The organism is Pseudomonas sp. IT-P176 (genome assembly GCF_949767245.1).
Classification (GTDB): Bacteria; Pseudomonadota; Gammaproteobacteria; order Pseudomonadales; family Pseudomonadaceae; genus Aquipseudomonas.
The window spans coordinates 1-6555 of the sequence record NZ_CATKPN010000077.1 but is presented as its reverse complement, the minus strand read 5'-3'; the positions used below and the strand labels follow the sequence as shown (position 1 = coordinate 6555).

At 63.4% G+C, this 6555-nt stretch carries 7 protein-coding genes; 2 read left to right on the top strand and 5 right to left on the bottom strand.

Annotated elements, in window-relative coordinates:
- Positions 1-195 precede the first annotated feature (195 nt).
- Entirely contained in the window at positions 196-1710 is a 1515-nt protein-coding gene (locus ACM6IP_RS21100; RefSeq protein WP_414862223.1) for an ATP-binding protein, read from the bottom strand.
- Positions 1707-2423: a response regulator transcription factor gene (locus tag ACM6IP_RS21095; protein ID WP_095168902.1), complete on the bottom strand. Its 717-nt coding sequence runs from the start codon at positions 2421-2423 to the stop codon at positions 1707-1709. Before ACM6IP_RS21095 ends, ACM6IP_RS21100 begins: the two co-directional genes overlap by 4 nt.
- A 146-nt stretch (positions 2424-2569) precedes the next feature.
- Here ACM6IP_RS21095 and msrB point away from each other — a divergent pair, with 146 nt between their 5' ends.
- Positions 2570-3079 carry a peptide-methionine (R)-S-oxide reductase MsrB gene (msrB, locus tag ACM6IP_RS21090; RefSeq protein WP_095168901.1) on the top strand — a complete coding sequence of 170 codons (510 nt, stop codon included), beginning with the start codon at positions 2570-2572 and terminating at the stop codon, positions 3077-3079.
- A gap of 69 nt (positions 3080-3148) precedes the next feature.
- Positions 3149-3856, top strand: coding sequence for a peptide-methionine (S)-S-oxide reductase MsrA (msrA, locus tag ACM6IP_RS21085; RefSeq protein WP_414862222.1), 708 nt, complete (start codon positions 3149-3151; stop codon positions 3854-3856).
- Between the two features lie 6 nt (positions 3857-3862).
- Here the strand turns inward: msrA and ACM6IP_RS21080 are convergent, their stop codons facing one another.
- The 3 genes from ACM6IP_RS21080 to ACM6IP_RS21070 form a co-directional block, all read right to left on the bottom strand.
- Entirely contained in the window at positions 3863-4876 is a 1014-nt protein-coding gene (locus tag ACM6IP_RS21080; RefSeq protein ID WP_414862221.1) for a diguanylate cyclase domain-containing protein, read from the bottom strand.
- Positions 4877-5018: 142 nt separating this feature from the next.
- Positions 5019-5762: a hypothetical protein gene (locus ACM6IP_RS21075; RefSeq protein ID WP_414862220.1), complete on the bottom strand. Its 744-nt coding sequence runs from the start codon at positions 5760-5762 to the stop codon at positions 5019-5021.
- Positions 5755-6372, bottom strand: coding sequence for a hypothetical protein (locus tag ACM6IP_RS21070; protein WP_095168897.1), 618 nt, complete (start codon positions 6370-6372; stop codon positions 5755-5757). Before ACM6IP_RS21070 ends, ACM6IP_RS21075 begins: the two co-directional genes overlap by 8 nt.
- Positions 6373-6555: the final 183 nt, after the last annotated feature.

The window sequence follows — 6555 nt, the reverse complement described above, 5'->3', positions numbered from 1 at the left end:
ATACCGCCATCGCGAGCAGGCTCGCTCCCACAGGGTTTGTGGCGTGTATGCGGGATCTGTGGGCACCCAGAGCCATCGTGGGAGCGGGCTTGCCCGCGATGAGGCCGGCACATTCAGTATCCATGGCGCCTGACATACCGCCATCGCGAGCAAGCTCGCTCCTACAGGGCTGGCGATGCAGTCGCCTCTGGTCCGTCAGGCCTGTCCCGGTGTATTGAGGTTCATCGAGCGCACTGCCAGGGCCGTGGCCGTTGCTTCGTCCACCGCCAGGGAAAAGCACAGGGTCGCGCCCTGGCCGGGGACATCCAGCAGCCGTACCTGGCGGCCATGCAGTTCGAGGATCCGCTGCACAATCCGCAAGCCCAAGCCACCATCGCGCCGTGCGCCGCCAATATTGAACGGACGCAGGAACAACCCTTCGCGCAGTTCGGCGGCGATCCCCGGGCCGCTGTCGCTGACGGTGATTTCGACAAACTTGCCCTGAGGCTCCAGGCGGATCTCGACCACCCCGCCGACTGGGGTATAGCGCAGGGCGTTGTCGAACAGGTTGGTCAGCACCCGTTCGATCAATCCGAGGTCGGCGCACACCCCCGAGACGCTCGGCGCAAAACTGGCCTTGAGTTGCACATGCCGGGCCTCGGCGTTCAGCTCGAATTTCTGGAAGATGTCCTGCACCAGGTCAGTCAGGGAGAACCGCTCCAGCACCGGCTGGACAAAACCGTGCTCCAGGCGCACCAGTTCCAGCAGCGATTGCGCCAGGCCACCGACCTTGCGGCTCTGGTCCAGGGCGATGCCCAGGTAACGCCGGCGTTCGTCCGGGGTCAGGCTGGCGTCCTTGAGTGACAGGGTTTCCAGGTAGCCATGCAACGAAGCCAAAGGCGTGCGCAGGTCGTGGGAAATGTTCGCCACCAGCTCACGGCGCTCCTGGTCCTGGCGGGTCAGGGAGCGCCATTGTTCGCCCAGGCGGTTCTGCATCTGCCGGAACGCGGCAGCGAGTACGGCAATTTCGTCCTGGCTGGTGGGCGGCTCCACAGGGGCGGGCGCCGTGGTGGGGATGCCGTCGATGTCGAATCTCTTCACGTTGTCGGTCAGGCGCCGCAGGGGCCGGGTGATCAGGGTGAACGCAGTCAGGCCGGCAATCAGGCACAGCAACGCCACCAGGCCAATCGACCATAGGGCGGTGTTCAGCGCCGCACTGGTGGCGCCGCGCGCGGCCAAGCGATCACGTTCTTCGCTGAGCAGCACCACATACAAATAACCGGCCTGCTGGCCGTTGACCTTGAGCGGCGCGGCGCTGAATACCTTGCGCCCGTCGAGGCTGCGCGGGTCGTCGCCGAGAATCGGCAGGGTCTCGTCGTTGAGCAAGCGCTGCAATGGCGCCAGGTCAACCTGTTCGCGGCGCAGATGGCCCTCGGGCGCGGCATCGCCGATCACCCGGCCCTGGTTGTCCAGCAGGTACACCTCGACACTCGGGTTGACCAGCATCAGTTGGCTGAACAGGCCACGCAGGGCTTCGGGTTTCAGGCCGTTGGCATCCATCAACTGAGTGTCGCGGGCGATGTGCTGCGCCAGGTCGCGGGACAAGCCTTGCACCACCTCCAGCTCGTGCATCTGGTTGGCGCGCACCTGCATCCACACCGAGCTGCCACTGCAGATCAGCAGGAGCAAGGCGAACACCAGCGACAGGCGTTGGCTCAGGGTCAGCCTCATGTCGGCTCCTGCGCGCTGGCGAATTTATAGCCGCGGCCCCAGACCGTGAGAATGCGCACCGGCTGCGCCGGATCGGCCTCGATCTTGGCGCGCAGGCGGTTGATGTGGGTATTGACCGTGTGTTCGTAGCCTTCGTGGCTGTAGCCCCACACCGCATTGAGCAGGTCCATGCGCGAGAACACCTTGCCCGGCTGGCGGGCAAAGAAATACAGCAGGTCGAATTCGCGTGGCGTCAGGTCCAGGCGTTTGCCGTGCAGTGTCACTTCGCGGGTGATCGGGTCGATGAACAGGCCGTCGCTGCTGAGGCTGCCGGCGTCCATCTTCAGATTGCGCGCCATGGCATCGACCCGGCGTAGCAAGGCCTTGACCCGGGCCACCAGCTCGAGCATGGAAAACGGCTTGGCGAGGTAGTCGTCGGCACCCAGTTCCAGGCCGAGGATGCGGTGCATTTCGCTGGAGCGCGCGCTGGTGATGATGATCGGCGTGTAGCGCGCCATGGCGCGGGCGCGGCGGCAGATTTCCAGGCCGTCGACACCCGGCAGCATCAGGTCGAGGACCAGCGCGTCCCAGTTGCCCTGTTCGAGCAGGTGCAGGCCCTGGTTGCCATCGGCGCTGTGCACCACCTCGAAGTGTTCGTCGCGCAGGTGCAGGCAGATCAGGTCGGCGATGTGGCTGTCGTCCTCGACCACCAGGACACGTTTAGGCTGGTCCATAAAGCTCCGATCCGGTTGCGTAGTGCGGCCATTGTGCGGCTTTTCCCGACGCTCAGTTATCACGAATTGTTTAACAGTGCGTGAGGATTTGGCGATCACCTCAAGCCTAGGCTGTGTTCCAGAAAACACAGTGAAGGAGAGGGACCATGTACTCACGGCGACAGTTTCTTCTGGCCGGCGGCGGGCTGGGTGTTGCGGCGCTGGTGGCCGGGGTCTTGACCCGGCGGGTGGCGCCCCCGGCGTTGATCGGTGCGGCGCAGGCGGCCGAGACTTTCGAGGTCAGCCATAGCGAGGCCCAATGGCGCGCCCTGCTGAGCCCCGAGCAGTACCACATCCTGCGGGAGGAGGGCACCGAACGCGCCTACAGCAGTGCACTGAACGACGAGCATCGGGACGGCACCTTTGCCTGCGCCGGCTGCGAGCTGGCGCTGTTTACCTCAAGCCGCAAGTTCGACAGCCACACCGGCTGGCCCAGTTTCTGGGCACCGCTGCCCAACGCCGTGGCCACCCGCCAGGACCGCAGCTTCGGCGTGCTGCGTGAAGAGGTGCATTGCCGGCGTTGTGGTGGGCACCTGGGCCATGTGTTCGACGACGGCCCGCCACCGACCGGACTGCGTTACTGCATGAACGGCCTGGCCATGACCTTTGCCGCCTGACCCTGGTTTTTTACTTCCGTCAGTGGCCGCACCGCCAGCCGCAAAATTTCCCCATCAGGAGTACCTACCATGAATCGCCGATTAACCTGGCGTCACACTTTGTTCGGCCTGGCGCTTGCCGGCGTGGTCGGGCAGTGCCTGGGTTTTTCCCTGGGCGCGAGCGAAGAAGCAGTCGTCCTGGCAGCGCCAGTGGTCGACGAAGTGCCGAACACTGCGAGCGAAACCGCGGTGTTCGCCGGTGGTTGTTTCTGGGGTGTGCAGGGGGTGTTCCAGCACGTCAAAGGGGTGACCAGTGTGGTGTCTGGCTACGCCGGGGGCACGGCCGAAACAGCCCGCTACGAACGTGTCGGCGAGGGCGATACCGGTCACGCCGAAGCGGTACGAGTGACCTTCGACCCGGCCCAGGTCAGCTACGGCAGCTTGCTGCAGATCTATTTTTCCGTGGCCCATAACCCCACTGAACTCAACCGCCAGGGGCCCGACCGTGGCACCCAGTATCGTTCGGCACTGTTCGTGGAGGATGCCCGGCAACAAAAGGTCGCCCAGGCCTACATCGCCCAGCTGGACGCGGCCCATGCCTTCAACGCACCGATTGTGACCAGCATCGAGCGCGACAGCGGTTTTTACCCAGCGGAGGATTACCATCAGGACTTTCTGACCGAGCACCCCAACCACCCCTACATCGTGATCAACGACCTGCCGAAAGTGGCACAGCTCAAACAGCTGTACCCGCAGCGGTATTCGGCGCAACCGGTGTTGGTGAAGGCCGGGAACTAGCCCGGCTCATCCGGAGATCACATTTTTGCCGACGATCTTCGAGCGGTACAACGCCTGGTCGGCGCGGGCCAGCAGGCCGGTCTTCTGTTCGTCGGCGAAGCGCTCGACCACGCCAAAGCTCATGGTCACCTGGTAGTCGCCTACGGGGGCCAGGCTTTCCAGTTCAAACCGAATGGTTTCGGCCAGGACCTGGGCGGTGGTGACGGGGGTATTGGGCAGCAGCATGATGAACTCGTCGCCGCCCCAGCGGGCCAGCAAGTCGCCTTCGCGCACGCAGCGCTTGATGGTTTCCACCACGTGCACCAACGCCGCATCACCCAGGGCATGGCCGTAATGGTCATTGATGACTTTGAAATCATCGATGTCCATGGCGATCAGCGACAGCGGCTGGCGAAACCGCTCGGCGCGTTCGCATTCCAGGGGCAGGGCGGTTTCCAGGCGGTAGCGGTTGGCGATGCCGGTGAGGCTGTCGCTCTCTGCCAGCTTGCGGTTCTCCTGCAACTGCACCTGCAACTGTTGATTGACTCGCGACAGCTCGCGGGTGCGTTCGTCGATGATCGCTTCCAGGGACTTGTTGCGTTGCTCCAGTTGCTCCACCAGGCGCTGCTTGTCTTCAATGCTGCGATGGGCGCCGATCATCCGCGCGACCGAGCCATCGGCGTTGCGGGCGACCACATAGCCGTGGTCTTCGATCCGGGTGTAGGAGCCGTCCTGCATGCGGCAGCGGTATTGCGCCAGGTAACGCGGCGAGCGCTGCTGTAGATGGTCATCGAACAGGTGCATCACCCGGGGGAAATCTTCCGGGTGGATCAGGTTTTCCCAGGTCAGCACACTGTTTTCCAGGCCGTGGGGGGCGTAGCCAAGCATTGCGTACCAGCCACGGTTGCGGTAGACGAAGCCGGTGTTGGCGTTCCAGTCCCAGATGCCATCGCTGGTCAGGTCGAGAATCGCCTGCAGCATGTCTTCATTGAGGTCCACCGGATGGACCTGTAATGGCTCGAATTCAGACGCATCCCCCATGATCGCTCTCCCTGCTGTGCTAATGCCGAAGTGGCCCCTGCGCCGCTGAGACTAGCCCAAGGTACAGTGCCGCTCCAGTGCCGGAAGTCGCCGCGCAGGTGTAGCCTTCTGAGGCTACATCTCGAAAAGTAGCCTCAGGAGGCTACAGTGCCAGGATCCGCGTCACTGTCAGCCCGATGGCGATACTCATGGTGAAACTCAACAAGGTGCCCAGCAGCACGTATTCGCTCAGTGAGCGGACCTTGGCCCCCTGGATTTCATTGAAGCGCAGGATGCTTTTGGCGGTGATCAGGAAACCCACGGCCTCCCATTGCTGCAACAGGACGAAGGTCAGGATCAACACCCGCTCCAGATTGCCAATCAGCGCACCGGCATTGGCCAGTGAGCCGAGCTTGTCGATTTCCCTGATCCACGGGGCGAGGGCGGCCCCGATCAAGCTGGAAGTGGGGCGCAACACCAGCAGGTAGGCCAGGGCGATCAACAGGTTTGGCGGGCTCACCAGTCCCCTCAACCAGGCGTGCCAGGGCAGCGCGGCACCCTCGATCACGGCCCAGACCCCGAGGATCGCCAGCACGCATAGTCCCTGTTCCAGGATAAAACGGCGCACCGGATGGGGCGCGGGCCGCGGTAGTAATCCATGCAGCGCCGCTCGTGCCACGGACAGCGACAGCGCGATCAGTGCAGCCCAGGGGAGCGGGTTGGCAGTCAGCGCCAGCGCGCTAAAGTAGCCCAGCCCGGCGACCGCGACATAGCCCATCAGCGCCCGCGCCCGCGCTCGGTGTAAGCCGGTGGCAGCATCGCTGAACCAGCGTTTCCACGGCAGGGAGAAGTCGGCCAGCACATGGATCAGTAGCAGTATCAGCAACAGGGTGCTCGGCTCAGCCATGTTGCAACTCCTCGATCCACTGGTGGGTGCGTTCCAGGAAACGATCGAGCAATCGTGCCTGGGCCCGTTGCAACGCCTTGTTGACCGTGACCCGGGATTTGCCCAGGTAGTGGGCGGTACTCGATTGATCGCCCTGGCTGGTCAGGTGTACGCCGTAGGTCTGGGCCTCCACCTGGGTCCATTGCTCGATGATAGCGCCGACAAACTCGGTCACCAGCTCTGTGCGCTCGAGAAACTGCCCGTCGCTGCTGAAAACCCCCAGGGTCGATTTTTTCATGCTGTCCAGGCCTTGCCCGGAAAGCACAAAGACTTCGCCGTAGCCTTGGTCTGCTTGCGCCGTTCCGAGGCCGATGGCGACCCGGGCGTCCCAACGCTCGCCTTTGGGACTGGCGGCAATCAGCCCGGCCCGCAAGGCCAGCGCACAGTCGAAGGCCAGCGCCGGTTGCCCGAGCACCAGTTGAAAGCCATCGCCACGGAAGGTTTCAGCGCTGGCGCCGTAGCGCTCGCTCAAGGTCGCCAGCACTGCTGCAAGCCCCTCGATGTACGCCAGGGTGTCGTGGGAGTGCTGGGAATGAATCAGATCGCCGGTCAGGACTGCCTTGATCGTCATGCAGGTGCCTAGAGGAAAGACGTAGTGCTTAAAAGTAGCCTCTAAAGGCTACATTTGCAAAAGTAGCCTTTGGAGGCTAATCCATAATGTTATTCGACTACGCGGCTGTCGTAGGAGCAAGGCTTGCCCGCGTGGCGGCCTCTGGGGTGTTGGATTAGGCGGAGTACATATCCATTTTTGCGA

Excerpts from the sequence above, each read along its gene's own strand:
- ACM6IP_RS21100 (WP_414862223.1), bottom strand. The coding sequence starts at position 1,710 with ATGAGGCTGACCCTGAGCCAACGCCTGTCGCTGGTGTTCGCCTTGCTC.
- ACM6IP_RS21095 (WP_095168902.1), bottom strand. The coding sequence starts at position 2,423 with ATGGACCAGCCTAAACGTGTCCTGGTGGTCGAGGACGACAGCCACATC.
- msrB (WP_095168901.1), top strand. The coding sequence starts at position 2,570 with ATGTACTCACGGCGACAGTTTCTTCTGGCCGGCGGCGGGCTGGGTGTT.
- msrA (WP_414862222.1), top strand. The coding sequence starts at position 3,149 with ATGAATCGCCGATTAACCTGGCGTCACACTTTGTTCGGCCTGGCGCTT.
- ACM6IP_RS21080 (WP_414862221.1), bottom strand. The coding sequence starts at position 4,876 with ATGGGGGATGCGTCTGAATTCGAGCCATTACAGGTCCATCCGGTGGAC.
- ACM6IP_RS21075 (WP_414862220.1), bottom strand. The coding sequence starts at position 5,762 with ATGGCTGAGCCGAGCACCCTGTTGCTGATACTGCTACTGATCCATGTG.
- ACM6IP_RS21070 (WP_095168897.1), bottom strand. The coding sequence starts at position 6,372 with ATGACGATCAAGGCAGTCCTGACCGGCGATCTGATTCATTCCCAGCAC.